Source organism: Bradyrhizobium sp. USDA3516 (genome assembly GCF_057651995.1).
Genome location: NZ_JBYGYN010000011.1, coordinates 275,891 through 301,079 on the forward strand (window position 1 = coordinate 275,891; position 25,189 = coordinate 301,079).

At 66.5% G+C, this 25,189-nt stretch carries 20 protein-coding genes; 19 read left to right on the forward strand and 1 reads right to left on the reverse strand.

Translation table 11 applies throughout. From position 1 onward, the window contains the following. The first annotated feature begins 68 nt into the window (after nucleotides 1-68). Together AC24YW_RS30520 and AC24YW_RS30525 are read left to right on the forward strand one after the other, a co-directional pair. Nucleotides 69-422 carry a YciI family protein gene (locus AC24YW_RS30520; protein WP_487486181.1) on the forward strand — a complete coding sequence of 118 codons (354 nt, stop codon included), beginning with the start codon at nucleotides 69-71 and terminating at the stop codon, nucleotides 420-422. Between the two features lie 100 nt (nucleotides 423-522). Then, nucleotides 523-1,752, forward strand: a complete 1,230-nt coding sequence (locus tag AC24YW_RS30525; RefSeq protein ID WP_487486182.1) for an RNA polymerase sigma factor — start codon at nucleotides 523-525, stop codon at nucleotides 1,750-1,752. A gap of 150 nt (nucleotides 1,753-1,902) precedes the next feature. Here AC24YW_RS30525 and AC24YW_RS30530 read toward each other — a convergent pair whose 3' ends face one another. Then, nucleotides 1,903-2,763, reverse strand: a complete 861-nt coding sequence (locus AC24YW_RS30530; protein ID WP_487486183.1) for an N-acetylmuramoyl-L-alanine amidase — start codon at nucleotides 2,761-2,763, stop codon at nucleotides 1,903-1,905. Between the two features lie 440 nt (nucleotides 2,764-3,203). On the opposite strand from AC24YW_RS30530, the gene rsmH reads away from it, so the two are divergent. The 17 genes from rsmH to AC24YW_RS30615 all read left to right on the forward strand — a co-directional run bounded on the left by rsmH (nucleotide 3,204) and on the right by AC24YW_RS30615 (nucleotide 25,182). Continuing rightward, complete coding sequence (rsmH, locus tag AC24YW_RS30535) at nucleotides 3,204-4,193, forward strand: 16S rRNA (cytosine(1402)-N(4))-methyltransferase RsmH (RefSeq protein ID WP_487486184.1); 990 nt, start codon at nucleotides 3,204-3,206, stop codon at nucleotides 4,191-4,193. A 3-nt stretch (nucleotides 4,194-4,196) separates the two neighbouring features. Next, entirely contained in the window at nucleotides 4,197-4,589 is a 393-nt protein-coding gene (ftsL, locus tag AC24YW_RS30540) for a cell division protein FtsL (RefSeq protein ID WP_487486185.1), read from the forward strand. Next, the gene (locus tag AC24YW_RS30545) at nucleotides 4,586-6,340 is read left to right on the forward strand and encodes a peptidoglycan D,D-transpeptidase FtsI family protein (RefSeq protein WP_487486186.1); all 1,755 of its coding nucleotides are present in this window, start codon (nucleotides 4,586-4,588) and stop codon (nucleotides 6,338-6,340) included. Before ftsL ends, AC24YW_RS30545 begins: the two co-directional genes overlap by 4 nt. Before the next feature lie 84 nt (nucleotides 6,341-6,424). Beyond that, nucleotides 6,425-7,897 carry a UDP-N-acetylmuramoyl-L-alanyl-D-glutamate--2,6-diaminopimelate ligase gene (locus tag AC24YW_RS30550; RefSeq protein WP_487486187.1) on the forward strand — a complete coding sequence of 491 codons (1,473 nt, stop codon included), beginning with the start codon at nucleotides 6,425-6,427 and terminating at the stop codon, nucleotides 7,895-7,897. Continuing rightward, nucleotides 7,894-9,276, forward strand: coding sequence for a UDP-N-acetylmuramoyl-tripeptide--D-alanyl-D-alanine ligase (locus AC24YW_RS30555; RefSeq protein ID WP_487486188.1), 1,383 nt, complete (start codon nucleotides 7,894-7,896; stop codon nucleotides 9,274-9,276). The genes AC24YW_RS30550 and AC24YW_RS30555 overlap by 4 nt, the downstream gene beginning before the upstream one ends. Nucleotides 9,277-9,416: 140 nt before the next feature. Further along, entirely contained in the window at nucleotides 9,417-10,520 is a 1,104-nt protein-coding gene (mraY, locus tag AC24YW_RS30560; protein ID WP_225151456.1) for a phospho-N-acetylmuramoyl-pentapeptide-transferase, read from the forward strand. A 7-nt stretch (nucleotides 10,521-10,527) separates the two neighbouring features. Further along, the gene (gene murD, locus AC24YW_RS30565; protein ID WP_487486189.1) at nucleotides 10,528-11,925 is read left to right on the forward strand and encodes a UDP-N-acetylmuramoyl-L-alanine--D-glutamate ligase; all 1,398 of its coding nucleotides are present in this window, start codon (nucleotides 10,528-10,530) and stop codon (nucleotides 11,923-11,925) included. Nucleotides 11,926-12,148: 223 nt separating this feature from the next. Next, nucleotides 12,149-13,300, forward strand: coding sequence for a putative lipid II flippase FtsW (ftsW, locus tag AC24YW_RS30570; RefSeq protein WP_487486190.1), 1,152 nt, complete (start codon nucleotides 12,149-12,151; stop codon nucleotides 13,298-13,300). 147 nt (nucleotides 13,301-13,447) lie between these two features. Further along, nucleotides 13,448-14,548 carry an undecaprenyldiphospho-muramoylpentapeptide beta-N-acetylglucosaminyltransferase gene (murG, locus tag AC24YW_RS30575; protein WP_487486191.1) on the forward strand — a complete coding sequence of 367 codons (1,101 nt, stop codon included), beginning with the start codon at nucleotides 13,448-13,450 and terminating at the stop codon, nucleotides 14,546-14,548. 137 nt (nucleotides 14,549-14,685) lie between these two features. After that, complete coding sequence (gene murC, locus AC24YW_RS30580; RefSeq protein ID WP_487486192.1) at nucleotides 14,686-16,089, forward strand: UDP-N-acetylmuramate--L-alanine ligase; 1,404 nt, start codon at nucleotides 14,686-14,688, stop codon at nucleotides 16,087-16,089. A gap of 5 nt (nucleotides 16,090-16,094) precedes the next feature. Beyond that, the gene (murB, locus tag AC24YW_RS30585; protein ID WP_487486193.1) at nucleotides 16,095-17,012 is read left to right on the forward strand and encodes a UDP-N-acetylmuramate dehydrogenase; all 918 of its coding nucleotides are present in this window, start codon (nucleotides 16,095-16,097) and stop codon (nucleotides 17,010-17,012) included. A gap of 150 nt (nucleotides 17,013-17,162) precedes the next feature. After that, on the forward strand, nucleotides 17,163-18,149 hold the full coding sequence (locus tag AC24YW_RS30590) for a D-alanine--D-alanine ligase family protein (RefSeq protein ID WP_487486238.1): 987 nt from the start codon (nucleotides 17,163-17,165) through the stop codon (nucleotides 18,147-18,149). A gap of 349 nt (nucleotides 18,150-18,498) precedes the next feature. Then, nucleotides 18,499-19,527: a cell division protein FtsQ/DivIB gene (locus AC24YW_RS30595; RefSeq protein WP_487486194.1), complete on the forward strand. Its 1,029-nt coding sequence runs from the start codon at nucleotides 18,499-18,501 to the stop codon at nucleotides 19,525-19,527. After that, nucleotides 19,524-20,846: a cell division protein FtsA gene (ftsA, locus tag AC24YW_RS30600; RefSeq protein ID WP_487486195.1), complete on the forward strand. Its 1,323-nt coding sequence runs from the start codon at nucleotides 19,524-19,526 to the stop codon at nucleotides 20,844-20,846. The genes AC24YW_RS30595 and ftsA overlap by 4 nt, the downstream gene beginning before the upstream one ends. 87 nt (nucleotides 20,847-20,933) lie before the next feature. Beyond that, entirely contained in the window at nucleotides 20,934-22,721 is a 1,788-nt protein-coding gene (ftsZ, locus tag AC24YW_RS30605; protein WP_487486196.1) for a cell division protein FtsZ, read from the forward strand. A 364-nt stretch (nucleotides 22,722-23,085) separates the two neighbouring features. Then, nucleotides 23,086-24,048: a UDP-3-O-acyl-N-acetylglucosamine deacetylase gene (gene lpxC, locus AC24YW_RS30610; protein ID WP_487486197.1), complete on the forward strand. Its 963-nt coding sequence runs from the start codon at nucleotides 23,086-23,088 to the stop codon at nucleotides 24,046-24,048. Nucleotides 24,049-24,291: 243 nt separating this feature from the next. Next, a complete protein-coding gene (locus tag AC24YW_RS30615) occupies nucleotides 24,292-25,182 on the forward strand; it encodes an outer membrane protein assembly factor BamD (RefSeq protein ID WP_487486198.1) in 891 nt (296 codons plus the stop codon). Nucleotides 25,183-25,189 lie beyond the last annotated feature (7 nt).

The window sequence follows — 25,189 nt, forward strand, 5'->3', positions numbered from 1 at the left end:
AGATGTCGTTTGGCGCGCCGCCCGTTCGACTGGCTGTCGGTGATCCCCCGAACAACAGGAGTGAAGCAATGCAATACCTGCTGATGATCTACCAGAACGAGGCCGAGTACGCGAAGATCGATGAGGCGACCAGCCAGAAGATCCTGGGCGAGTATCAGACCTTCACCCAAGACATCATCAAGAGCGGTAATTTCAAGGCCGGCGACCGCCTGCAGCCGACCACGACCGCAACGACCGTGCGCGTGCGCGAGGGCAAGACGCTGACGACGGATGGTCCGTTCGCGGAGACGCGCGAGCAGCTCGGCGGCTATTACCTGATCGAAGCCAAGGATCTCAACGCCGCCATCGAGATCGCGGCGCGGATTCCGAGCGCACGCATCGGCTCGATCGAGGTGCGGCCGATCTGGGTCTACGAGAAGTGAGCACTGTCGTTCCGGGGCGGCCCGAAGGGCCGAACCCGGAACCTCGAGATTCCGGGTTCGTGCTTCGCACGCCCCGGAATGACATGCAAAGCATCACTCAATGACCCCTGGCGAGATCGACAAAATCTTCCGCGACGAGGCGGGGCGGGCGCTGGCCACGCTGATCCGTCTCGTCGGCGATTTCGATCTCGCCGAGGACGCGCTGCAGGATGCGTTCGCGGTTGCGCTGGAACGCTGGGCGTGTGAGGTCCCCGACAATCCGCGCGCCTGGCTCGTCAACGTCGCCAAGCACAAGGCGATCGATCGCATCCGCCGTCAGGCTGCGTTTCGTGGCAAGCAGCAGGCGCTGGTGCATGAGCTCGAGCTCAACGCGCTTGGCCCTGATGAGCCGACCGCAACGCTCGACGACGACATGCTGCGGCTGATCTTCACTTGCTGCCATCCCGCGTTCGCGCCCGAGGTTCAGGTCGCATTGACGCTGCGCACCGTCTGCGGACTGTCGACGGCGCAGGTGGCGCGCGCCTTCCTCGTCGGCGAGGAGGCGATGGCGCAGCGGCTCGTCCGCGCCAAGCAGAAGATCAGGCTTGCCGGCATCCCCTATGAGGTGCCGGAGCGCGAGATGCTGGCGCCGCGGCTCGACGGCGTGCTCGCCGTGATCTATCTCGTCTTCACCGAAGGCTATGTCGCGACCGAGGGCGCGGACCTGATGCGGCCTGATCTGGCGAGCGAGGCGATCCGGCTTGGCCGCCTGCTGAACCGGTTGATGGCCGATCGTGCCGGCATCAAGGGTCTGCTGGCCCTGATGCTGCTGCACGACGCGCGCCGCGCCGGGCGACAGACGCCGGCCGGCGACATCGTCCTGCTCGAAGAGCAGGACCGCTCGCTGTGGGACCGCGCGCAGATCGAGGAGGGCCTTCGTCTGGTGGAGCACGCGCTGCGCGTGCCGGGCCGGCCGCAGCCCTATGCGGTGCAGGCCGCGATCGCCGCGCTGCATGCCCGTGCGCCGAGCTTCGAGACGACCGACTGGCCGCAGATTGCAGGGCTGTACGAGGTGCTGCTGCGCATCAATCCGTCGCCCGTGATCGAGCTCAACCACGCTGCCGCGCTGTCGATGGTCGATGGCCCGGCACGCGCGCTCGATCTGGTCGAGGCGATCGCCGCACGCGGCGGGCTTCGCGGCTATGAGCTGCTGCCGGCCGCGCGCGCGGATCTGTTGCGGCGGCTCGGCAGGATGGAGGAGGCGCGCGAGGCCTATCGCGCGGCGACGGCGGCGACCCAGCTGGAGCCGTTGCGGCGGCTCTATGCGCGACGGATGAGGGAGATGGAGTAGGGGGTCTCGTGCCCCGGACGCAGCGCAGCGCCCAGGCGATGCGCTGCAGAGCCGGGGCCCATCCCGTCGCCGCGGACCCGCGTCGTGGACTGGGTCCCGGCTCGCGCTTCGCGCGTCCGGGACACGAGGGCGAATTGCTCCGCTACGCCGTCACTTCGACGCCACCGGCGTTGCTTCCGCCGGCAGGCTCGCCAGCAGCGCCTGCAAGGTCGACAGCGTCGAATGATCGGCGACGCCGTCGAGCCGGGCCGGACGGAAATGGCGCTGGAAGGCGGTGACGACTTCCATCGTCGCAGCGTCGTACTTGCCGTTCAGGGGCACGCCATAGCCGTACCTTGCGAGCGCCTGCTGCATGCTCAGCACCGCGTCGCTGATGGTGCCGAGCATCAGGCTCTCGCCGCGGACGATCGGCGCGGGCGTCACCCAGTGGCCGACGCCGGAATTGGCCAGTGAATGCCACGGAAATTTCTCGCCGGGATCCTTCTTGCGTGCGGGCGCGACGTCGGAGTGGCCGAGCACCCGGTGCGCCGGCACCTTGCGGCGGAGCATGATGCCGCGGCACAGCGCGATCACGGCCGCGACCTGGCGCAGCGGAAACTCAGGATAGCCCCAGTCATGGCCGCGATTGATGATCTCGATGCCGATCGAGCAGGAGTTGATGTCGTCCTCGCCGGCCCAGGAGGAGACGCCGGCGTGCCAGGCACGCTTCGATTCAGGCACGCATTGCACGATGCGGCCGTCCTCCAGCACGACATAATGCGCCGACACCTCGGTGCCGGCGGTGCAGAGGCGCGCCAGCGCGCCCTCGACATCGGGCATGCCGGTGTAGTGCAGCACGATCATGTCCGGCTGCCGTCCCTTGTTGCGCTCGCCGTAGTTCGGCGAGGGGATGATGTCCGAGACGATCGAGGAATCGGGCTCGAACGTCCGCAGGCCCGCCACGGTCTTGGGAACCGGGAGAACGCGGTGACGCTTCGAATCAGATCCAGCTGTGGACGAACCCGAGGGCATGAGCAGCTCAAACGGACGGAGAGTGGGGCAAGCCCTTCTCTTTACTATTCCTTTACCCTCCATCGCGCGCAATCGCGCGACGCGGTTAACGGATTCATTTTGGTGATGTGTGTGGATGACGCATCACCCCGTCGTCACCTTTTCCACTTGTCACGAACCGAGCAACGCTTTCTTAACGCTAAGGGCCGTTACTGAGGGATGAAGAGCCGACCCGCGTCCGGAGGCGGCCAAAGCGTATTTTGGCTCGAAATCCCATGGCTGCCCGACAAATTCCGCTGGGAACACTGGGTTTGCGGCCCGGGACGGTCGGGCTCGGTAACCATGCTGGACAGGGGCTTGGTCGTGGAACCGCCGCGACGCGCAATGATTCGAGGCGTTATGGGCTTGTTCGGTCTCGAGTCCGCTTGGGTATTTCCGCCGGCGGTCGGCAGGCGCCGCGCATGAACTCGGCTCCGCACATCCCCGTCCTTGGCCGTGAGGCCATCGCGCATCTCGCCCCGCGCGAGGGCGGCGTCTACGTCGATGCCACCTTTGGCGCCGGCGGCTATAGCCGCGCGATCCTGGACGTGCCGGGAACCCGACTGATTGCCATCGATCGCGACCGCACCGCGATTGCCGGCGGTGCCGAGCTGGTCGAAGGCGCCGCGGGCCGGCTGACGCTGGTCGAGGACCGCTTCTCCAATCTCGCCGAGGTCTGCGCCGCGCATGGCGTCAAGGCGATCGACGGCGTCGTGATGGATGTCGGGGTGTCCTCGATGCAGCTCGACCAGGCCGGCCGCGGATTCTCCTTCCGCCTCGACGGTCCGCTCGACATGCGGATGGGGCACACAGGTCCGACCGCGGCCGACATCGTCGCGCGCGCCTCGGAGGGCGATCTCGCCGACATCATCTATCTCTTCGGCGAGGAACGGCATTCGCGCCGCATCGCCCGCGCCATCGTCGCCGACCGGCAGGAAACCCCGTTCACGACCACGCGCGCGCTCGCCGATCTCGTCGGCAGGGTGGTGCGATCGAAGCCGGGCGACATCCACCCGGCGACGCGGACGTTCCAGGCGCTGCGCATCTTCGTCAACGAAGAGCTCGAGGAGCTCCAGACCGCGCTCGTAGCGGCCGAGCGCGTGCTCAAGCCCGGCGGCCGCCTGGTCGTCGTCTCGTTCCATTCGCTGGAAGACCGCATCGTCAAGAATTTCCTCGCCGAGCGCTCCAAGACCGGCGGCGGCTCGCGGCATCTGCCGGAAGTCGCGCAAGTGGCGCCGAGCTTCCAACTGCTGACGCGGCGGCCAGTCGTCGCCGGCGAGGACGAAGTTGCGCACAATCCGCGCGCGCGCTCGGCGAAGCTGCGCGCCGCCGAGCGCAGCTCGGCCCCGGCGCATGAGACCGATGCGGCGTCGTCCTGGCCGAAGCTCATCGACGTGATGAGGGGCGGCTAGCGCATGCGCATCATCCACCTCCTCGTCATCGGTGCGCTGATCTTCGCAGCCGCCCACGTCTACCGGATCAAGATGGACTCCACGGCGCGTACTGAGAAGGTGCTGCGGCTGCGTGCGGAGATCCGCGAGCAGCGCGATGCGATCGCGGGGCTGCGGGCGGAATGGGCCAAGCTCGATGCGCCGCATCGGCTGCAAGGTCTGTCCGACCGGCATCTGCACCTCAAGCCGGTCAACGGCACGCAATATGATTTGCTGAAGAACCTGCCGGAGCGTCCGCCGCGGATGTTCAGGCCGGGCGAGCCCGATCCGATCGGGGCCATGCTCAAGACCATCGAAGCCGCGAGCGACCCTGATACGGTGACGGGCTCCGTGCCTCAGCGCGAGGACAAGCAATGAGCCCGGCAACGCCTGCAAAACCCACCGAGAAGTCGACCGAGCCTTGGCGGCGGCGGCTGATCCGAAGCCTGCTCTACGGGCGCAACGTCGATCGCGCCGCGAAGGCGCGCGCGCGCGTCGGCCTCGCCATGCTCGCGTTCGCTTCGGTCTACGCCCTGATCGGCGGACGGCTCGTGATGTTCGCGATCGGCGCCGACGCCCACAGCGCGCGCCGCGCCGCGGCGCAGGAGGTGGTTGCGACCGCGCGGCCCGACATCGTCGATCGCAACGGCGCCATCCTTGCGACCGACGTCAAGGCGGCGAGCCTGTTCGGCGAGCCGCGCCGCATCATCGACAAGGACGAGGCGATCGAGCTCCTCACCGCGACCATTCCCGACCTCGACGAGGCCGAGGTGCGCGAGCGTCTGAGGACGCGCAAGGGCTTCGTCTGGCTCAAGCGCGAGGTCACGCCGGCGCAGCAGCAGGCCGTCCACAAGCTCGGCATTCCCGGCATCGGCTTCCTGCGCGAGAACAAGCGTGTCTATCCGACCGGCAACGAGGTCGCCCACCTCATCGGTCTCGTCAATATCGACAACCAGGGCATCGCCGGCCTCGAGAAGTGGCTCGACAATCAGGGGCTCGCCGACCTCCACCGCGCCGGCTTCGCCACCGACCGGTTGCAGAAGCCGATCGAGCTCGCGGTCGACCTGCGCGTCGAGCATGCGCTGCGCGACGAGCTGCTCAAGGCCAAGGACAAGTTTCGCGCCAAGGCCGCCTCCGGCCTCGTCTCCAACGTCAAGACCGGCGAGATCGTCGCGATGGTGTCGCTGCCGGATTTCGATCCCAACAATCCGAAGGAAGCGCACGACCCCGACCGCATCAACCGCCTGACCACCGGCGTCTACGAGATGGGCTCGACCTTCAAGGCGTTCACGCTGGCGATGGGGCTCGATTCCGGCAAGATCAATCTGAACTCGATGTGGGACGCGCGCGGCAACCTGCACTACGGCAAGTTCACCATCCACGACAGCCATCCGGTCGGGCGCTTCATCAACACCAAGGAAGTGTTCACCTATTCCTCCAACATCGGCGCGGCGCGGATCGCGCTCGGCCAGGGTGTCGAGGCGCACAAGGCGTTCCTCGCCAAGCTTGGCCAGACGACGCGGCTGCGCACCGAACTGCCGGAGAGCGCGGCGCCGCTGCTGCCGCGGCGCTGGAGCGAATTGAACACGGTGACCGCAGCGTTCGGCCAGGGCCTGTCGGTGGCGCCGCTGCAGGCGGTGATGGGCATCAACGCGCTGGTGAACGGCGGCCATCTGATCCCGCCGACATTCCTGAAGCGCAGCGAATCCGAAGCCATGGCGATGGCCAAGCGCGTCATCAAGCCGGAGACCAGCGACAAGATGCGGTTCCTGATGCGGCTCAATGCCGAGGTCGGTTCGGCGAGAAAGGCGGACGTGAAGGGATATTACGTCGGCGGCAAGACCGGCACGTCCGAGAAGGTCGTCAACGGCCGCTACGCCAAGAAGCGCGTGCTCAACTCTTTCACCGCCATCCTGCCCTGCGACGATCCCAAATATCACGTCCTGATCATGCTGGACGAGCCGCAGGCACTGCCCGAAACGCATGGTTTCATCACCTCGGGCTGGAACACGGCGCCGACCGCCGGCAAGGTGATCGAGCGCATCGCGCCGCTTCTGGGGGTCGAGCCGCGGTTCGACCTGCCGCCTGCGGAGCGCCTTATTCTTGCAGCATCCAGGACAACCCAGTAATCAACCGGGTGGGCCATCGCTGCTGCTGAGTCGGGTTTCTCCCGCAGAATTCGGCTCTCGGCAGGGCATGTCGACTGGAACATTATGAAGCTGCGCGACCTCTTGGGTCAGGACGTCAAGGGCAATGATGCCGCGATCGAGCCCGCTGTTGCGGCGCTCGAGGTGGGCGGCGTTGCGCTCGACAGCCGAATGGTCAAGCCGGGCGATCTGTTCTTCGCGCTCGCAGGCAGCAAGACCGACGGCGCCCGTTTCGTCGATGCTGCGATTGCGGCGGGCGCGGTGGCCGTCGTCGGCGACCATGCACCGGACGCCTGCAAGGTGCCGTTCATCGTTGTCGCCAATCCACGCCGCGCGTTGGCATTGGCCGCGGCCAGATTTTTTCCGGCGCAGCCCGCGACGATCGCCGCGGTGACCGGAACCAGCGGCAAGACCTCGGTCGCCGCGTTCACGCGCCAGATCTGGGAGCGGCTCGGGCACGCCTCCGCCAGCATCGGCACCATCGGTCTCGTCTCGCAAAAGCGCACCGTCTATGGCTCGCTGACCACGCCGGATCCGATCGCGCTGCACCGGCAGCTAGACGAGATCGCGCGCGAGGGCGTCACGCATCTCGCCTTCGAGGCGTCCTCGCACGGGCTCGACCAATATCGTCTGGACGGCGTGCGCATCTCGGCCGGCGGCTTCACCAATCTCTCGCGCGATCACATGGATTACCATCCGACCGTTGCGCATTATCTCGCGGCCAAGCTCCGCCTGTTCCGCGAGCTGGTGCCGCCTGATGGCGCCGCGGTGATCTCGGCCGATCATGATTGCTCGGCGGAGGCGATCGATGCGGCGAGATCGCGCGGCCTGCGCGTCATGGCGGTCGGCCGTAACGGCGATGGTGCAGGCGAGGGCATTCGCCTCACGGAGGCCGTGGTCGAAGGCTTCTCGCAAAAGCTCACGGTCGAACATCGCGGCAGGGCCTACGCGATCCGGCTGCCGCTGGTCGGCGAATTCCAGATCGAGAACGCGCTGGTCTCGGCCGGCCTTGCCATCGGCACCGGCAGCGATGCTGAAAGCGTGTTTGCGAGCCTCGAACGTCTCGAAGGCGCCAAGGGCCGGCTCGAGCGCGTCGGCGAGCGCAACGGCGCGCCGATCTTCGTCGATTATGCGCACAAGCCCGATGCGCTCGCGAAGGCGCTGCAGGCGCTGCGGCCTTATGCGAGGCGCAGGCTGGTGGTCGTGTTCGGCGCCGGCGGCGACCGCGATGCCGGCAAGCGTCCGATCATGGGCGAGATCGCGGCCGAGAATGCCGACGCCGTCATCGTCACCGACGACAATCCGCGCAGCGAGAAGCCGGAAGCGATCCGCGCCGCGATCCTCGCCGCCGCAAAGGGCGCCCGCGAGATCGGCGATCGCGCCGAGGCGATCCGGGCCGCGATCGAGGACTTGCAGGAGGGCGATGCGCTGCTCATCGCCGGCAAGGGCCACGAGACCGGGCAGATCGTCGGCGGCGAGGTCCTGCCTTTCAGTGATCACGAGGCGGTCGCCGCCGCACTGGCATCGAGGGTTGCATGAGCGGGCCAATATGGACGGTTGCCGAGGTCGCGCGCGCGCTGGGCGTCGCCGGATCGTTCCCGGATACGGGAATCGATTTCGTCACCCAGGACAGCCGGCTGGTGAAGCCGGGCAGCCTGTTCGTTGCGCTGAGCGGCACGCCGAGCGGCGGCTTCATCTCGGCTTTCGCCAGCGCGCGCGACGGCTGGGAGTTCGCCGACAAGGCGGAAGCCGCGGGCGCAGTGGCGATGATCGTGCCGCACGAGATCGCAGGGCTCCGCATTCCCCAGATCGTGGTCAAGGACACGCTGATCGACGGCCTGTGGGGCCTCGCGCGCGCTGCACGCGCGCGCTTCAATGGCCCGGTGATCGGGCTCACCGGCAGCGCCGGCAAGACCAGCACCAAGGAATTTCTCGCCGCCTATCCGAACGCCTATGCGAGCCCCTCGAGCTTCAACAATTTCTGGGGCGTGCCGCTGACGCTGTGCAATGCCAGGCGGGATGCCAGCCTCTGGGTCGTCGAGATGGGCATGAACCAGAAGGGCGAGATCGCCCGTCTCAGCGAGCTCACCCAGCCGACCGTTGCGCTCGTCGTCAACGTCCAACCGGTGCATCTGGAAAAGCTCGGCTCGCTCGAGGCCATCCGGCGCGAGAAGGTGTCGATCGCGCTCGGACTGCCCGAGAACGGCGTGCTGGTGTTGCCCGCCGGAATCAAGGCGTCCGAGTGGAAGGGCAAGGTCGTGCGCTTCGGCGGCGAGCATGCCGAGGTGCACGAGGTTGCGCACGCGCCGCACGGCGAGAGCTGGCAGGTCGTGGCCGCGATCGGCAGGAAGGAGATCGCCTTCAGCCTCACGCCGGGCGCGCCGCACCGGGTGCACAATGCGCTGGCCGCGCTCGCCGCCGTTCATGCCGCGCATCTCGACGTCGCGACGCTCGCGGTCAAGCTCGACCGCGTCGGCATCATGACCGGCCGCGGCGTCGAGCAGGCGGTCGGCGATATCACCGTGATCGACGACAGCTTCAACGGCAATCCCGCCAGCGTGGCGGCGGCGCTGCAAAGCCTGCAGGCGCGCAATCTGAGCGGCGGCCGCCGCATCGCGATTCTCGGCGACATGCTCGAGCTCGGGGAGGACGCCCCGAGCTATCACACCGGCCTTGCCAGCCACCTCGACGGCATCGACGGCGTCTATTGCGTCGGGCCGCTGATGCGCCACCTGTTCGACACGCTGCCACCAGGCAAGGGCCTCGGCTGGCACGACGATCCCGCCACGCTGAAGCCGGCCGAGGTCGCAAATCTGCTGAAGGCAGGCGACGTCGTGGTTGTCAAGGGCAGCAAGAAGATGTTCTGGGTCAACAAGTTTGTGCCGGGGCTGGTGGCCGCCTTGCAGGCAAAGGCGTAAACTGCTTGGAAGGCGCCGTTCCCGAATCCTACCGCCTTGCGGCGGAAGCCGTCCGCTTTCCGTAACGCGCGGCCCATGACGAAGACCTGCGAATGCGCATGAGGCACCTGGACGTGCAAAGGCGCCATAGGACCGACTGAATGTTTTACTGGCTGATCGAGCTTTCCAACACATTTCCGGGCTTCGGTGCCGTTCGCACCTTCCTGAACGTCTTCCGCTACATCACCTTCCGCACCGGTGGCGCCATCGTGACCGGCGCGCTGTTCGTGTTCCTGTTCGGCCCCTGGATCATCGATCATTTGCGCATCCGCCAGGGCAAGGGCCAGCCGATCCGCACCGACGGTCCGCAATCGCATCTTTCCAAGAAGGGCACGCCCACCATGGGCGGGCTGATGATCCTGTCCGGGCTGACGGTCGGCACCGTGCTGTGGGCCAATCCGCTCAACCCCTATGTCTGGATCGTGCTGGCAGTGACGCTCGGCTTCGGCTTCGTCGGCTTCTATGACGATTACCTCAAGGTGACCAAGCAGACCACGACCGGGTTCGGCGGCAAGTTGCGCCTGCTGATCGAGGCCGTGATTGCGCTGGTCGCCTGCTATGCGCTGGTGCGGCTCAACCGCGATCCCGCCTCGACCGCGCTGACGATTCCCTTCCTGAAGGATACCGTGCTGCATTTCGGCTGGTTCTTCGTCGTCTTCGGCGCCTTCGTCATCGTCGGCGCCGGCAATGCGGTGAACCTCACCGACGGCCTCGACGGCCTCGCCATCGTGCCGGTGATGATCGCCACCGCGAGCTTTGCGATGATCGCCTATCTCACCGGCAATTTGGTGTTCGCCGACTACCTCCAGATCAAATATGTCGCCGGCACCGGCGAGCTCGCGGTGCTCTGCGGCGCGTTGCTCGGCGCCGGCCTCGGCTTCCTCTGGTTCAACGCGCCGCCGGCCTCGATCTTCATGGGCGACACCGGCTCGCTCGCGCTCGGCGGCATGCTCGGCGCCATCGCGGTCGCGGTGAAGCACGAGATCGTGCTCGCCGTGATCGGCGGATTGTTCGTGCTCGAGGCCGTTTCGGTCATCGTTCAGGTCGTGTCCTTCAAGCTCACGGGCAAGCGCGTGTTCGCGATGGCGCCGATCCACCATCACTTCGAGCAGAAGGGCTGGACCGAGCCGCAGATCGTGATCAGGTTCTGGATCATCTCGGTGATGCTGGCGCTGGCCGGCCTCTCGACGCTGAAACTGCGGTGACCGATCGATGATCCCCGTCACGTCCTTCGCCGGCAAGACCGTCGCGGTGTTCGGCCTCGGCGGCTCGGGGCTCGCCTCCTGCCATGCGCTGAAGGCCGGCGGGGCCGAGGTGATCGCGGCCGACGACAATGCCGAGAACGTCGCCAAGGCCACGCAGGCCGGCTTCATCACTGCGGACTTGCGCAACGTCTCCTGGGCGAATTTCGCAGCCCTCGTGCTCGCGCCCGGTGTGCCGCTCACCCATCCGGTGCCGCACTGGAGCGTCTTGAAGGCGCGCGAGGCTGGCGTCGAGGTGATCGGCGACATCGAGCTGTTCTGCCGCGAGCGGCGGCGCCACGCGCCGGACGCCCCGTTCGTCGCCATCACCGGCACCAACGGCAAGTCGACCACGACGGCGCTGATCGCGCATCTCACGAAAGTCGCCGGCTACGACACCCAGATGGGCGGCAATATCGGCACCGCGATCCTGTCGCTGGAGCCGCCACGCATGGGCCGCGTCCACGTCATCGAGATGTCGTCCTACCAGATCGACCTCACGCCCTCGCTCGATCCCTCCGTCGGCATCCTGCTCAATGTCAGCGAGGACCACATCGACCGCCACGGCACCATCGAGCACTACGCTGCGGTGAAGGAGCGCCTCGTTGCCGGCGTGCAAGGCGGCGGCACCTCGATCGTCGGTGTCGATGACGGCTATTGCCGCGATATCGCCGACCGGCTCGACCGCGCCGGCAAGAACGTGGTGCGCATCTCGGTCAAGAACCCGCTGGCGTCGGGCATTTACGTCGAGCACGGCACCATCGTGCGCGCCGCGGGTGGCGCCCGCAGCGAGGTCGCCGCGCTCGGCGGCATCGGCTCGCTACGCGGCCAGCACAACGCGCAGAACGCGGCCTGCGCGGCAGCTGCCGCGCTCGCCATGGGCATCAGCCAGGACGTGCTGCAGAACGGCCTGCGCAGCTTTCCGGGCCTGGCGCATCGCATGGAGCAGGTCGGGCGCCGCGGCAACGTGCTGTTCGTCAACGATTCCAAGGGCACCAACGCGGATGCCACCGCGCATGCGCTGTCGTCGTTTTCGGAGATCTTCTGGATCGCCGGCGGCAAGCCGAAGGCGGGCGGCATTACGAGCCTCACCGGCTTCTTCCCGCGCATCCGAAAAGCCTACCTGATCGGCGAGGCCGCGCTGGAATTTTCCGGCACGCTCCGTTCGGTCCCGCACGAGATCAGCCAGACGCTCGACGTCGCGGTCGAGCACGCCGCACGCGATGCGGAAGCATCAGGCCTCGCGGATCCCGTCGTGCTGCTGTCGCCGGCCTGCGCCTCGTTCGACCAGTACCGCAATTTCGAGATCCGCGGCACCAAGTTCCGCGAGCTCGTTCAGGCGCTGCCGGGCGTGAAGCCGGTGGTGTGAGGGCGCTCTCTTGTCCCGGACGCGGTGCGGCACGACGTGACGCTCCGCAGAGCCGGGACCCAGAGGCCGCTGGGCCCCGGCTCTGCGCACCACGCCGCGAAGAGGCGGCGCGCTGCGCTGCGTCCGGGGCACGAGACTGTTCACAAGTTCATCTACTTCCTTAACTCCCCGGTAACCAACCTCGGCGACCAATGGACGGACCTCCGTCCGAAAGCGGCCGCCCATGCTCTCCCGTGAAGAACGCACCCCCTTTTCCGAGTGGTGGTGGACCGTCGACAAGCCGCTGATGGGCGCTATCCTGGGGCTAATGCTGACCGGGGTGATCCTGTCGCTAGCGGCGAGCCCGCCGGTCGCGACTCGCATCGGGCTCGATGCCTTCCATTTCTTCAGCCGCCACGTGCTGTTCCTGGTGCCATCCTGCATCGTGCTGCTCGGGGTGTCCTTCCTGTCGCCGCGCGCGATCCGCCGCTCGGCGCTGATCATCTTCGCGGCGAGCATCGTCCTGATCGTGCTCACGCTCGCCATCGGCCCCGAGGTGAAGGGCTCGCGGCGCTGGATCACTCTGCTCGGCGTCAACATCCAGGCTTCCGAGATCGCAAAGCCGTCCTTCGTCGTGATCGCGGCCTGGCTGTTCGCGGAATCGACCAGGCGCCCGGAAATGCCGGCGACCTCGATGGCGGTGGTGCTGCTCCTGATGCTGGTCGCGCTGTTGGTGATGGAGCCGGATTTCGGCCAGACCATGCTGGTCCTGATGGTGTGGGGCTCGCTGTTCTTCATCGCGGGCATGCGGATGATCTGGGTGTTCGGCCTCGCAGGTCTCGGCGCGGCCGGCCTGTTCAGCGCCTATCTGTTCGTTCCGCACGTCGCGGGCCGCATCAAGCGCTTCATGAACCCGGCCTCCGGCGACACGTTCCAGGTCGATACCGCCATGGAGGCCTTCTACAACGGCGGCTGGTTCGGGCTCGGACCGGGCGAGGGGATTGCCAAGCGCAGCCTGCCGGACAGTCATACCGATTTCGTCTTCGCGGTCGCGGCCGAAGAGTTCGGCATCATCCTGTGCCTTGTGATGCTGGCGCTATTCGCCTTCGTCGTCATGCGCACGCTGTCGCGCGCCTACGCCAACGAGGACATGTTCTCGCGCTTTGCGGCCTCCGGGCTCGCGATCCTGTTCGGCGTACAGGCGGCGATCAACATGTCGGTGAACCTGCAACTGATCCCCGCCAAGGGCATGACGCTGCCCTTCATCTCCTATGGCGGCTCCTCGATCGTCTCGCTCGCTTATGGCGTCGGCATGATGCTGGCGCTGACGCGGCTGCGCCCGCGCACCGAGGTCGAGGCGAGCGGCCACGCCGAGGCGATGCGCAGTTACGCCTGAGCCGTCATTGCGAGGAGCGAAGCGACGACGCAATCCAGGCTGTCTCCGCGGAGGTAGGATTGCGTCGCGGAGCCTGTCATCGGGCCGCGCCTTGCGCGGACCCGGTGGCTCGCAATGACGAGAAAGACCCTGTAAAACTCCCTCATTATGGACACGTCCCCCCTGATTCTTCTCGCCGCGGGCGGCACCGGCGGCCATCTGTTCCCGGCCGAGGCGCTCGGTGTCGAATTGATCCGGCGCGGCTATCGCGTTCGCCTCGTCACCGACGAGCGCGCGCTGCGCTATAGCGGGCTGTTCAGCAAGGACATGATCGACGTCGTCAGAAGCGAGACCGCGCGCGGCCGTAATCCGTTCCAGCTCGCCTATGCCGGCCTCACGCTTGCCGCCGGCACGCTGTCGGCCTACGCGCTGATCAAGCGGTTGAAGCCCGTCGCCGTCGTCGGCTTCGGCGGCTATCCGACGCTGCCGCCGCTGGTCGCGGCGAAATTCGCCGGCGTGCCCGGCATCATCCATGACGCCAATGCGGTGCTCGGCCGCGCCAACCGGTTCCTGTCGCGCCACGTGCGCGCCATCGCGACGTCCTTGCCCGGCGTGCTCGATCGCGATCCGGCGCTGGCAGGCAAGACGACGACCGTCGGCACGCCGATGCGTCCGGCGATCCTCGCGGCCGCTGCGGTGAAATATGCCGCGCCCGAGCCGAACGGTCCGTTGCGTCTGCTCGTCGTCGGCGGCAGCCAGGGCGCGCGCATCATGGCCGACATTGTGCCGGGCGCGATCGAAAGGCTCGAGCCTGCGCTGTGGAGCCGTCTCGTTCTCACCCAGCAGGTGCGCGAAGAGGACATGAGCCGCGTGCGCGCCGTCTACGACAAGCTCAAGATCAAGGCCGAGCTTGCGCCGTTCTTCACGGATCTGCCGGCGCGGCTTGCCTCCAATCATCTCGTGGTATCGCGCTCCGGTGCGGGGACCGTGGCCGAACTCGCCGCGATCGGCCGGCCCTCCATCCTGGTGCCGCTGCCCGGCTCGATCGACCAGGACCAGTTCGCCAATGCCGGCGTGCTGGTCAAGGTCGACGGCGCGATCCGCATCCCGCAGACCGAATTCACCCCCGACCGGCTGGCGTCCGAAATTTCTGGCTTCGCCGCCGAGCCGGCGCGCCTTGCCGCGATGGCGGAAGCCGCCAAGGGGGCAGGCAGGCTTGATGCCGCCGAACGGCTGGCGGATCTCGTGGTGAAAGTCGCGGGTCTCTGACGCGAAACGTACCAAATTTCGTACTTTTGCCGTCATGGCCGGGCTTGTCCCGGCCATCCACGTCTTGCAAGAAGGACGTTAGGATTCGTGGATGCCCAGGACAAGCCCGGGCATGACGCCGAACGACGGGATAGAGCATGAGACTGCCGCGCGAGATCGGACCCATCCACTTCGTCGGGATCGGCGGGATCGGCATGAGCGGCATTGCCGAGGTGCTGGTGAATCTCGGCTATGCGGTGCAGGGCTCGGACGCCGCCGACAATTACAATCTCGACCGCCTGCGCAAGAAGGGCGCGAAGGTTTCGGTCGGGCACAAGGCGGAGAATATCGACGGCGCCGAGGTCGTGGTCGTGTCTTCCGCGATCAAGCGCGACAATCCGGAACTGATGGCTGCGCGCGAACGTCGCATTCCCGTGGTGCGGCGCGCTGAGATGCTGGCCGAGCTGATGCGGCTGAAGAGCTGCGTCGCCATCGCCGGCACGCACGGCAAGACCACCACGACGACGATGGTCGCAACGCTGCTCGACGCCGGCGGGCTCGACCCGACCGTCATCAACGGCGGCATCATCAATGCCTACGGCTCGAACGCGCGGCTGGGGGCCGGCGACTGGATGGTGGTGGAAGCCGACGAGAGCGACGGCACCTTCCTGAAGCTGCCGACCGATGTGGCCATCGTCACCAATGTCGACCCCGAGCATCTCGATCACTTCAAGACCTTCGAGGCCGTGCAGGACGCGTTTCGTCACTTCGTCGAGAACCTGCCGTTCTACGGCTTTGCCGTGATGTGCATCGATCATCCCGTCGTGCAGAGCCTGGTCGGCAAGATCGAGGACCGCCGCATCATCACCTATGGAGAGAATCCGCAGGCCGATGCGCGGCTGGTCGATCTCACCGCCGGCGGTGGCGGCTCGAAGTTCAAGGTCGTGATCCGCGACCGCAAGAGCGGCACCACGCATGAGATCGCCGAGCTCACGCTGCCGATGCCGGGTCGGCACAACGCTTCCAATGCGACGGCGGCGATTGCGGTCGCGCACGAACTCGGCGTCTCCGACGATGCCATCCGCAGGGCGCTGGCCGGCTTCGGCGGCGTCAAGCGCCGCTTCACCAAGACCGGCGAGTGGAACGGCGTCACCGTGATCGATGATTACGGCCATCACCCCGTGGAGATCGCTGCCGTGCTGAAGGCCGCGCGCGATTCCTATACCGGCAAGGTGATCGCGGTGGTGCAGCCGCATCGCTACACCCGCCTGCAATCGCTGTTCGAGGAATTCTGCACCTGCTTCAACGATGCCGATGCGGTCGTCGTCGCCGACGTCTATGCCGCCGGCGAGGCGCCGATCGAGGGCATCGACCGTGATCATTTCGTCGCGGGCCTGCGCGCGCATGGCCACCGCGAGGTGGTCCCGCTGCCCCACGCCGACGAGCTAGCCAAGATCGTCCATGGCATCGCCAAGAGCGGCGATCTCGTCGTGTGTCTCGGCGCCGGCAACATCACGCAATGGGCTTATGCACTACCGGACCAGTTGAAGGCATTGGGGTGAAGGCGGTGGGATTTCCCGACATCACCACCGCGCTCAAAGCCGCGATGCCCGAGCTTCGCGGCCGGCTGCTGGCAAACCAGTCGCTGGCCGAGCTTACCTGGTTTCGCGTCGGCGGGCCTGCGCAGGTGCTGTTCACACCGGCCGACGAGGACGATCTCGCTTACTTCCTCGCGCATCTGGCTTCCGACATTCCCGTCTACGTCATCGGGGTCGGCTCCAACCTCATCGTGCGCGACGGCGGCATTGCCGGAATCGTGATCCGGCTTGCGCCGCGCGCCTTCGGCGAGGCGACCGCGAGCGGCGACGTCGTCACGGCCGGCACGGCTGCGCTCGACAAGCGCGTGGCGGAGGTTGCGGCCTCCGCCAACATTGGCGGGCTCGAATTCTACTTCGGCATTCCCGGCACGATCGGCGGCGCGCTGCGCATGAATGCCGGCGCCAATGGCGGCGAGACCAAGGACGTGCTGATCGAGGCGAGGGGCGTCGGGCGCGACGGCACCAAGCACGTCTTCTCCAACGCCGAGATGAAGTTCGTCTACCGCAATAGCGGCGTCGATCCCTCCATCATCTTCACCTCCGCGCGCTTTCGCGGCGAGATCAGGGACACGGAGGCGATCCGCGCGCGGATGGCGGAGGTGCAGAGCCATCGCGAGACGGCGCAGCCGATCCGCGAGAAGACCGGCGGCTCGACCTTCAAGAATCCGCCCGGCCATTCCGCCTGGAAGCTGATCGATGCCGCCGGCTGCCGCGGCCTGCGCGTCGGCGGCGCGCAGGTCTCGGAGATGCATTGCAACTTCCTGATCAACACGGGCGAGGCCACCGCGCACGACATCGAGACGCTCGGCGAGACCGTTCGCGAACGCGTGAAGGCGAATTCCGGAATTGAGCTACACTGGGAAATCAAGCGGATCGGGGTTTCATGATCACCGTCATTCCGGGGCTCGCGAAGCGAGAACCCGGAATCCATCGGCGGCGGAGTTCGTGGATGAATGGATTCTCAGGTGCGCAATGGCGCACTGTAGTTCGCGACTTCGTCGCGCACCCGGAATGACGGAACGAGAGAGACTATGACCATGCGCATCACCATCCTCTTCGGCGGCTCCAACCGCGAACGTCTCGTCTCGGTTGCCACAGCCCAGGCGCTGTATCAGGCGCTGCCCGAGGCTGACCTCTGGTGGTGGGACGTCGAGGACAAGGTCCACGTCGTGCAATCGAAGCAATTGCTCGAGCATGCACGTCCGTTCGAGGACGAGTTCAAGCCCGGTACGCGGGGCGTCCCCTTGGAGCAGGCGCTCGATCGGGCCAAGGCGGAGGATCGCGTGCTCGTGCTCGGCCTGCATGGCGGCCGTGCCGAGAACGGCGAATTGCAGGTGATGTGCGAGGCGCGCGGCGTGCCCTTCACCGGCTCCGGCTCGGCGTCCTCGCATCTGGCCTTCGACAAGATCGCAGCCAAGCACTTCGCCGCGCTCGGCGGCGTGACGCCGCCGACGAATCTTTCGCTCGATGATATCGACGAGGCCTTCGCAGAATACGGCCGGTTGATCGCAAAGCCCGCGCGCGACGGGTCGAGCTACGGCCTGATCTTCGTTAACGCCAAGCAGGACCTCGTCGCCGTCCGCAACGCGGCGAAACATGAGGAGTATGTCATCGAGCCCTACATCGCCGGCGTGGAGGCGACCTGCGGCGTGCTGGAGCGCACCGACGGCTCGATCATCTCGCTGCCACCGATCGAGATCATCCCGGGCGAGGGCAATTTCGACTACGCGGCGAAATATCTTTTGAAGTCGACCCAGGAGATCTGCCCCGGCCGCTTCGCACCCGAGATCACCGCCGCGCTCAAGGCTCAGGCGATGCTGGCCCACCGCGCAATGTCCTGCACCGGCTATTCCCGCTCTGACTTCATCGTCTCGGACAAGGGCCTCGTCTATCTCGAGACCAACACGCTGCCCGGGCTGACCAAGTCCTCGCTCTACCCCAAGGCGTTGAAAGCCGAAGGCATCGAGTTCGTCGACTTCCTGCGCGGCCTGGTCGAGCTCGCCTGCCAGCGCGTGCGGAAATAGTCAGGACTGGTTAACGGCCGGGGCGGCGAAACCGGCCGGTTTGACGGCCAAAACCGGTAAAATGCCGGACATCGCGGCGCAAATGCCAGACATCGCGAGGCAAAATGCGCAGGTCGTTAACGAACTTTACCTTTTGTTTACCAGGACGTCCGAAGGTTAACGCTGGCGGCGCATATGGCGCTTTGGCTGCCGGCGCGTGAGCTGTCGCGGGTGATGTCACCTCCAGCGAACGCTTTGAAGGGGAGAGGTTTTCTTCTGCTGAAGACCAGCACCCGGCCCGGCAGGTCCGAGACGTCATGTTCGCCAGGATCCGCGCGATGTCGCGGCAAACTGTTGACGAGCTCGTGCAATGGATGGTGCAGGACGCCTCACCCGGTCGCTTTTCAGATCGCTGAGGCCCCAAGCTGACCTGAAGGCGGCCGCTATCGGAGCGGTCGTGCTTCTGCGCGAGTGGGTGCAAGACAGGCACCAAGCGGCGCGCGCTGCCGCCAGGGACAAGGCCAAAGCCAAAGCCCAGTCCAAGGCCCTCGTCGAGCGCGAGCCGCCGCCGCGCGTGGTCGCGCTGGTCGAGCGCTATCTGCCGCGCCGGGTCGGCCTCAGCATGACCGTGCTGCTGTTGATCGGCAGCTGCGGCTTCGGCATCGTCAAGGGCGGCCATCTCCAGGATTTCGTCACCGCGGTCAGCGATGCCCGCAATGCGCTGGCCAATTCCGCCGGCTTCCGCATCACCTCCGTCGTGATCAACGGCCGCAAGCAGCTGACCCAGGACGAGATCCTCGCGATCGGCGGCGTCAGCGGCCGCTCCTCGCTGCTGTTCCTCGATGCGGAGGCGGTGCGCGACAAGCTCAAAGCTAATCCCTGGATCGCGGATGCGACCGTGCTGAAGCTCTATCCGGGCCAGCTCATGATCGAGCTCACCGAGCGCAAGGCGTTCGCGCTGTGGCAGGAGGCCGGCCGGCTCTCCGTCATCGCCGACGACGGCGCCGTGCTCGAGCCCTATGTCTCGCGCCGCTTCCTGTCGCTGCCGCTCGTGGTCGGCAAGGGCGCCGAGACCCAGGCGCGCGATTTCCTGGCGCTGCTGGCGCGCTACCCGCAGGTTAATTCGGTGACGAAGGCCGCGATCTACGTCGGCGAGCGGCGCTGGAACCTGCGGCTCAAGGACGGTCTCGACATCCGCCTGCCCGAGCAGGACGTCGGCAACGCGCTTGCGATGCTGTCGAAGCTCGACAAGGAGGACAGGCTGTTCTCGCGCGATATCGTCGCCGTCGACATGCGCCTGCCGGACCGGCTGGTGGTGCAGCTCTCCGAGGACGCCGCCAAGGCGCGCGAGGAGCTGTTCAAGGACAAGAAGAAAAAGAAGGCCGGGGATTCCGCATGACCGGTCTCGATCGTACCCAGACGCCGAAGACGCGCCCGATGCCGCACAAGCGCGGCGGCATCGTCGCCTGCCTCGACATCGGCACCAGCAAGATCGCCTGCATGATCGCGCGGCTGAAGCCGTCGCCGCCGAGCGATGCGCTGCGTGGCCGCACTCATGCGGTGGAGTTGATCGGCTACAGCCAGATCCAGGCGCGCGGCATGAAGGCCGGCGCGGTGATCGATCTCGGCGAATGCGAGCAGGCGGTGCGCCAGGCCGTCGGGGTTGCCGAAAAGATGGCCAAGGTGCGGGTCGAGTCCGTGCTGTTGTCGGTGTCGGGCGGCCGGCTCGCCGGCCAGCTGGTCGAGGCTGCCGCCGACATTCGTGGCGGCGCCGTGACGCCGGCCGATGTCAGCCGCGTCACTTCCACCGGCATGCGCCACGCCACCGGCGAAGGCCGCACCGTGCTGCACGCGCTGCCGGTCGGATACACGCTCGACGGCGTCAAGGGCATCCGCGATCCCCGCGGGATGGTTGCGCATCAGTTCGGCGTCGACATGAACGTCGTCACCTGCGACGCCACCGTGGCGCGGAACCTGATGCTGGCGGTGGAGCGCTGCCACATCAATGTCGAAGCCATGGCAGCGAGCCCCTATGTGGCGGGCCTCTCGGTGCTGACCGATGACGAGGCCGATCTCGGCGCCGCTGTCGTCGAGATGGGCGCCGGCACCACCACGATTGCCGTTTATTCGGGCGGCCGCTTCGTGCACGCGGCGGGTTTTGCGGTCGGCGGGCAACACATCACGATGGATCTTGCGCGCGGACTCTCGGCGACCATTGCCGATGCCGAGCGAATCAAGACCTTATACGGCACCGTCATCACCGGCGGATCGGACTCGCGTGAGCTGATGTCTGTGCCGACAGCCGGTGACGAGCAGGATCTGCCGCAGATCGTCTCCCGCGCCACCATCGCGAACATCGTCAAGCACCGTGCCGAGGAAGTCTTCGAAATGGTTCGGGACAAGCTGAAGGATTCGCCCTTCGCCGCAGAGCCGAACGGCCGCGTCGTGCTCTCGGGCGGCGCCTCGCAGCTGACCGGTCTCGTCGATCTCGGCACCCGGATTCTCGGCCGGCCCGTGCGGGTCGGTCGTCCGCTCGGCTTCGGCCGGCTTCCCGTTGAGGCGAAGAACGCCGCGTTCGCGGTGCCGGCCGGACTTCTGGTCTACCCGCAATATGTTCACCTCGAACATGTCGAACCGCGGCATACGCGGCAGCAGATCAAGACAGGGACCGGCGGATATTTCGGAAAGGTCGGACGATGGCTACGCGAGGGCTTCTGATGACCGCTTTCCGCAATCTTCGATTTTCACCAACTCCCGCGGCCACCGGCCGGGGCGAACCCACGCGCGCGTGATCGAGAGGCAACCATGACCATCAGCATCAATGTTCCTGATATTCACGAACTGAAGCCCCGGATCACCGTGTTCGGCGTCGGCGGCGCCGGCGGGAACGCCGTCAATAACATGATCACGGCGGGCCTGCAGGGCGTCGACTTCGTGGTCGCCAACACCGACGCGCAGGCGCTGACGATGTCGAAGGCGCAGCGCATCGTGCAGATGGGCACCGCCGTCACGCAGGGCCTCGGCGCCGGCTCGCAGCCGAACGTCGGCGCCGCGGCGGCGGAAGAGGTGATCGACGAGCTGCGCGACCACCTGTCGGGCGCCAACATGGTGTTCGTCACCGCCGGCATGGGCGGCGGCACCGGCACGGGTGCAGCTCCCGTCATCGCCAAGACCGCGCGCGACATGGGCATCCTCACCGTCGGTGTGGTGACCAAGCCGTTCCACTTCGAGGGCCAGCGCCGCATGCGTACGGCCGAAGCCGGCATCGCCGAGCTGCACAAGGTCGTGGATACGCTCCTGATCATCCCGAACCAGAATCTGTTCCGGGTCGCCAACGAGAAGACCACCTTCGCCGACGCCTTCGCGATGGCCGACCAGGTGCTCTATTCGGGCGTTGCCTGCATCACCGACCTGATGGTCAAGGAAGGCCTGATCAACCTCGACTTCGCCGACGTCCGCGCCGTCATGCGCGAGATGGGCAAGGCGATGATGGGCACCGGCGAAGCCTCCGGCGACAAGCGGGCGCTGACCGCCGCGGAAGCCGCGATCGCCAACCCGCTGATCGACGACTCGTCGATGAAGGGCGCCAAGGGCCTCCTCATCTCCATCACCGGCGGCAAGGACCTCACGTTGTTCGAGGTCGACGAGGCCGCGACCCGCATCCGCGAGGAAGTCGACCAGGACGCCAACATCATCGTCGGCGCCACCTTCGACGAAGCGCTCGACGGCCTGATCCGCGTCTCGGTGGTCGCCACCGGCATCGAGCAGGCCGCGATCGCCCGCAACAGCCAGGCCACCTCTGCGCCCGTCGCCAATCCGGCACCGCAGATGCAGCAGGCTGCCGCCCCGGCGGCCGCCGCCGAGAGCCGTCTCGCCGACCTGACCGCCCGGCTGCGTGCCGACAACCAGCGTCTGGCCGAGCGCGCCCAGAAGCTGGAAGCCCAGACCCCGGCCGCCGCGCCGGCTCCGACTGCCGCCGCGCCCCGTCCGAACGTCGAGCGTGCTGCGCTCGCCGCGATCGCCGCTGCCGTTTCCGAGGTGCCGCAGCCGCCGGCGCCGCAGACCTATGGCGATGTCACCGTGCGCCCGATCGCGCAGAAGCCGACCCTGTTCCCGGAGGCCGACATGGCCCCGGTCGCGGTGCAGGAGCCGATGACGCCGGACACCTTCATCCCGCCGCAGGCCGAGCGTCCGGCCCGCGCGCCGCGCATGCCGCGAATCGAGGAGCTGCCGATGCCGGCGCAGGCCGAGATTCGGCAGGCCCGCGGCGAGGCCGAGGAGGAGACCCCGCAGAAGACCCGCTTGTCGCTGCTGCAGCGCCTCGCCAATGTCGGCCTCGGCCGTCGCGACGAGGAAAGCGAGCCGCCGGTCGCGGCCCGCACCGCCGGTCCCGCCATGCCGCCGCTGCCTGAGCGCCGGCCGCAGAAGACCGTGGCGCAGCAGATCGCGTCCAATGAGCCGGTATCCGAGTATGCCCGCCGTCCCGCGCCGCAGGGTCTGGACGTCCATGGCCGGCCCGCGCCTGTTGCGCCGACGCCACAGGGTGACGACCATCTTGATATCCCGGCCTTCCTGCGGCGGCAGGCGACCTGAGAATTGTTACAATAAGGCAGACGAAAAAAGGTCCCGGCGAGAAGCTTGCCGGGACCTTTCCTTTTGCTCCGGACATGCCCGGATTGCGCAGCCAAACAACTGATTTTAAATCATTAATTACGTATTCGGTGGTTCTGTAAAACTGCCGATAACAGGCCCGAAACCTTGCGCAATTTGGTTAAGCCTTGGCGCGAATACGGCGGGTTTGGGGTAACAATCGGTAAAAAAGCGTGAGTTGGCGCTGTTTGAGGCTGCAACTATGGTTTGCCGTGACTTGGGGATACGGAGATTCGGTAGCGTCGGCTTTGGCCGGCCGGGCGGGTCTCGTATAAGTCGCAGTGGGTCTTAGTGGGGCGGGTTCCTGATGAAATTTAGCCGGCAAACAACGCTTCGTGCGCAAGCCTCTGTGGCAGGCGTGGGCGTTCATTCCGGTCTTCCCGTCACTCTCACGCTTGGGCCTGCGCCTGTCGACGCGGGTTTTATTTTTGTCCGGACCGGACTTGAGGGAAGTGACCGCGAAGTTCAGGCCAGCGCCGAGCAGGTGATTGCGACTGACTTTGCCACCGTCCTCGGCGACCGCAACGGTCCGCTGGTGTCCACCGCCGAGCATGTGCTTGCTGCACTGCGGGGAATGGGCGTCGACAACGCCACCATCGAGATCGACGGTCCAGAAGTTCCGATCATGGACGGCAGCGCCGCCGCCTTCATCGCGGCGATCGACCAGGCTGGTATCGTCACCCAGCCGGCGCAGCGCCGCTTCATCCAGGTTCTGAAGCCGATCTCGGTCAAGATCGGCGACTCCTTCGGCGAGATCAGGCCCCACACCAACGGGTTCCGCGTCGAGGTCGAGATCGATTTCACCAATCCCGTCATTGGCCAGCAGGCTTACGCCTTCGACCTCAATCCGGAAGGTTTCCGCCGTGAAGTCGGCCGGGCCCGGACCTTCGGCCTGATGTGCGACGTCGCGCGGCTCTGGAGCGCCGGCTATGCCCTCGGCGCCTCCTTCGACAACACCGTCGTGTTCGACGACGAGCGGCTGCTCAACACCGAGGGCCTGCGCTACGCCGATGAATGCGCCCGTCACAAGGTGCTGGACGTGATCGGCGACCTCTCGCTGGCCGGCCTGCCGCTGCTTGGCGTCTACCGCTCGGTGCGTGGCGGCCACAAGCTCAACCACGCCGTCCTGACGGCGCTGCTCGCCGACCGGACCGCCTGGCGGGTGGTCGAGGGCGAGGCTGCCCGCCGCACCACGCGTGCCGTGGGCGAGGTCGGTCGTGGCATCGTCGGCGGCCGGGTCGCTGCGGCCTTCGGACCGGATGTGTCCTGACGCGGCCTGCCGCCTTCGGAACGCGGTTGGTGGCCCCCCGGGAAACTCCTGGTAACCATGATCGGCTAGCATTGCGGCAGGTTCGCCTTAATCCGGGCGAAATGCCTCCCTATCCGGTTCGTTAACAATCGTTTTCGGATACATCGGCGTGGTCGCGTGGCAGGCACCACGGTTACATTTCGCGCCCATGAGGGGTTCGTGGGCTGGCGGACACCGCATCACAGGGCGTCAGGGCTTAAACTCATGTCGGCACAGCGTATGACGCGCGGATACTTCTCGGTCTCGTCGCGAGCCCGTGGGCTGCTTCAGGCCGTCACCTTCATCATGCTCGCACTGCCGCTCGCCGGATGCGGCACGGGCGCGCTCTGGGACAAGTTCACCGCCAAGGACGACACCTTCGTCGAGGAGCCCGCCGACAAGATCTACAATGAGGGCCTGTACCTCATGAACGAGAAGAAGGACATGAAGGCGGCGAACAAGAAGTTCGAAGAGGTCGACCGCCAGCATCCTTATTCCGACTGGGCCCGCAAATCGCTGCTGATGTCGGCCTATGCGTCCTATCAGAGCGGCGATTATGACGGCTGCATCGGCGCCGCCACCCGGTACGTCACGCTGCATCCCGGCAGCCCGGACGCGGCCTATGCGCAATACCTGATCGCCGCCTCCCATTACGACCAGATCCCGGACATCAGCCGCGACCAGACCCGCACCGAAAAGGCGATCGCCGCGCTGGAAGAGGTGGTCCGCAAATATCCGAACTCGGAATATGCGACCTCGGCCAAGGCCAAGATCGAGGGCGCGCGCGACCAGCTCGCCGGCAAGGAAATGAACGTCGGCCGCTACTACGCCCAGAAGCGCGACTACACGGCCGCCATCAATCGTTACAAGACCGTCGTCACGCAGTACCAGACCACCCGCCATGTCGAGGAGGCACTGTTTCGGCTCACCGAGGCCTATCTGGCGATCGGCATCGTCGGCGAAGCGCAGACCGCGGCGGCGGTGCTTGGGCACAATTTTCCTGACAGCCGCTGGTACAAGGACGCCTATAATCTTGTAAAATCCGGCGGTCTCGAGCCGAGCGAGAATCAGGGGTCCTGGATCAGCCGGACCTTCAAGAAGATGGGTCTCGGCTAGGAAATTT

Bases quoted from the DNA above. Each gene is read 5' to 3' on its own strand.
- AC24YW_RS30520 (WP_487486181.1), top strand. From the start codon at position 69: ATGCAATACCTGCTGATGATCTACCAGAACGAGGCCGAGTACGCGAAG.
- AC24YW_RS30525 (WP_487486182.1), top strand. From the start codon at position 523: ATGACCCCTGGCGAGATCGACAAAATCTTCCGCGACGAGGCGGGGCGG.
- AC24YW_RS30530 (WP_487486183.1), bottom strand. From the start codon at position 2,763: ATGCCCTCGGGTTCGTCCACAGCTGGATCTGATTCGAAGCGTCACCGC.
- rsmH (WP_487486184.1), top strand. From the start codon at position 3,204: ATGAACTCGGCTCCGCACATCCCCGTCCTTGGCCGTGAGGCCATCGCG.
- ftsL (WP_487486185.1), top strand. From the start codon at position 4,197: ATGCGCATCATCCACCTCCTCGTCATCGGTGCGCTGATCTTCGCAGCC.
- AC24YW_RS30545 (WP_487486186.1), top strand. From the start codon at position 4,586: ATGAGCCCGGCAACGCCTGCAAAACCCACCGAGAAGTCGACCGAGCCT.
- AC24YW_RS30550 (WP_487486187.1), top strand. From the start codon at position 6,425: ATGAAGCTGCGCGACCTCTTGGGTCAGGACGTCAAGGGCAATGATGCC.
- AC24YW_RS30555 (WP_487486188.1), top strand. From the start codon at position 7,894: ATGAGCGGGCCAATATGGACGGTTGCCGAGGTCGCGCGCGCGCTGGGC.
- mraY (WP_225151456.1), top strand. From the start codon at position 9,417: ATGTTTTACTGGCTGATCGAGCTTTCCAACACATTTCCGGGCTTCGGT.
- murD (WP_487486189.1), top strand. From the start codon at position 10,528: ATGATCCCCGTCACGTCCTTCGCCGGCAAGACCGTCGCGGTGTTCGGC.
- ftsW (WP_487486190.1), top strand. From the start codon at position 12,149: ATGCTCTCCCGTGAAGAACGCACCCCCTTTTCCGAGTGGTGGTGGACC.
- murG (WP_487486191.1), top strand. From the start codon at position 13,448: ATGGACACGTCCCCCCTGATTCTTCTCGCCGCGGGCGGCACCGGCGGC.
- murC (WP_487486192.1), top strand. From the start codon at position 14,686: ATGAGACTGCCGCGCGAGATCGGACCCATCCACTTCGTCGGGATCGGC.
- AC24YW_RS30590 (WP_487486238.1), top strand. From the start codon at position 17,163: ATGCGCATCACCATCCTCTTCGGCGGCTCCAACCGCGAACGTCTCGTC.
- AC24YW_RS30595 (WP_487486194.1), top strand. From the start codon at position 18,499: ATGGATGGTGCAGGACGCCTCACCCGGTCGCTTTTCAGATCGCTGAGG.
- ftsA (WP_487486195.1), top strand. From the start codon at position 19,524: ATGACCGGTCTCGATCGTACCCAGACGCCGAAGACGCGCCCGATGCCG.
- ftsZ (WP_487486196.1), top strand. From the start codon at position 20,934: ATGACCATCAGCATCAATGTTCCTGATATTCACGAACTGAAGCCCCGG.
- lpxC (WP_487486197.1), top strand. From the start codon at position 23,086: ATGAAATTTAGCCGGCAAACAACGCTTCGTGCGCAAGCCTCTGTGGCA.
- AC24YW_RS30615 (WP_487486198.1), top strand. From the start codon at position 24,292: ATGTCGGCACAGCGTATGACGCGCGGATACTTCTCGGTCTCGTCGCGA.